The 1,187-nt window shown below is 71.1% G+C and carries 1 pseudogene and 1 riboswitch; the pseudogene reads left to right on the top strand.

Going from position 1 to position 1,187, the window contains the following annotated elements:
• Positions 1-258 precede the first annotated feature (258 nt).
• A riboswitch (glycine riboswitch) is annotated at positions 259-355 on the top strand.
• Positions 356-496: 141 nt separating this feature from the next.
• Positions 497-1,187, top strand: a pseudogene (locus tag IH13_RS0123710) (glycine cleavage system protein T); the annotation flags it as partial.

Below are 1,187 nucleotides of genomic sequence, written 5' to 3'. Positions count from 1 at the left end.
CTGTGCGGGCATCGTCTCGCGGGCGGCCTCCGGCTCCCCCGCCGCGCCCGCGGCCGTCATGTGTGGCCGCACCGTCATGGCCGTCCCCCTGCGCTCGTCACCACCCGCACCCGACCTGCCCAAGAAGTGTAAAGAAAAGGCAATGTGGCACAACCGCTCACCGGTGCACGGGGCGGTCCGGACCCCGGCCCCGTGCTCGCGGCCCCGCTCCCCCGCGGGGCGTGCGATGATGGCCCCGCCAATTGCATACCGGCCGTTCGAATCCGCGCGGGAGAGTCCCGGTCACCTGTGACCTGGACGCCGAAGGAGCAAGTTCCTCCCTTGAATCTCTCAGGCCCCGTACCGCGCGGATGAGGCAGATCTGAAAAGCGGGCCGCTTCGCGGCTCCACCCAAGGTGCAAGCCGACCCCGTTCAGGGGCTCCCGGCGAACCTCTCAGGTTCCGATGACAGATGGGGAGGGATCGTCCTCCGCCGTCATGCCCTGGAGCCGTATCCATGAGCACTGCCCCCCGTCTCACCGCACTCGACGCGCTGCACCGATCGCTGGGCGCGACCATGACCGACTTCGCCGGCTGGGACATGCCCCTGCGGTACGCCAGTGAGCGTGACGAGCACAACGCCGTCCGCACCCGGGCCGGTCTGTTCGACCTGTCCCACATGGGCGAGATCGCCGTCACCGGCCCGCAGGCCGCCGCCTTCCTGAACCACGCCCTGGTGGGCAACATCGCCACGGTCGGAACGGGCCGCGCCCGCTACACCATGATCGTCGCCGAGGACGGCGGCATCCTGGACGACCTGATCGTCTACCGCCTGGGCGAGACCGAGTACATGGTCGTCGCCAACGCGGGCAACGCCCAGACCGTCCTGGACGCCCTCACCGAGCGCGTCGCCGGCTTCGACGCCGAGGTGCGTGACGACCGGGACGCGTACGCGCTGCTCGCCGTCCAGGGCCCCGCCTCCCCGGACATCCTGAAGTCGGTCACCGACGCCGACCTGGACGGGCTGAAGTACTACGCGGGCCTGCCGGGCACGGTCGCCGGGGTCCCGGCGCTCATCGCCCGTACGGGCTACACCGGCGAGGACGGCTTCGAGCTCTTCGTGGCGCCCGAGCACGCGGAGCGGCTGTGGAAGGCCCTCACGGAGGCGGGCGCCCCCCACGGACTGGTCCCGTGCGGCCTCTCCTGCC

This window comes from Streptomyces sp. NRRL WC-3549 (assembly GCF_000721935.1).
In the GTDB taxonomy this organism is placed as follows: domain Bacteria; phylum Actinomycetota; class Actinomycetes; order Streptomycetales; family Streptomycetaceae; genus Streptomyces.
Note: the sequence above shows the minus strand (reverse complement) of the source record. Positions and strands in the feature narration are given on the sequence as shown.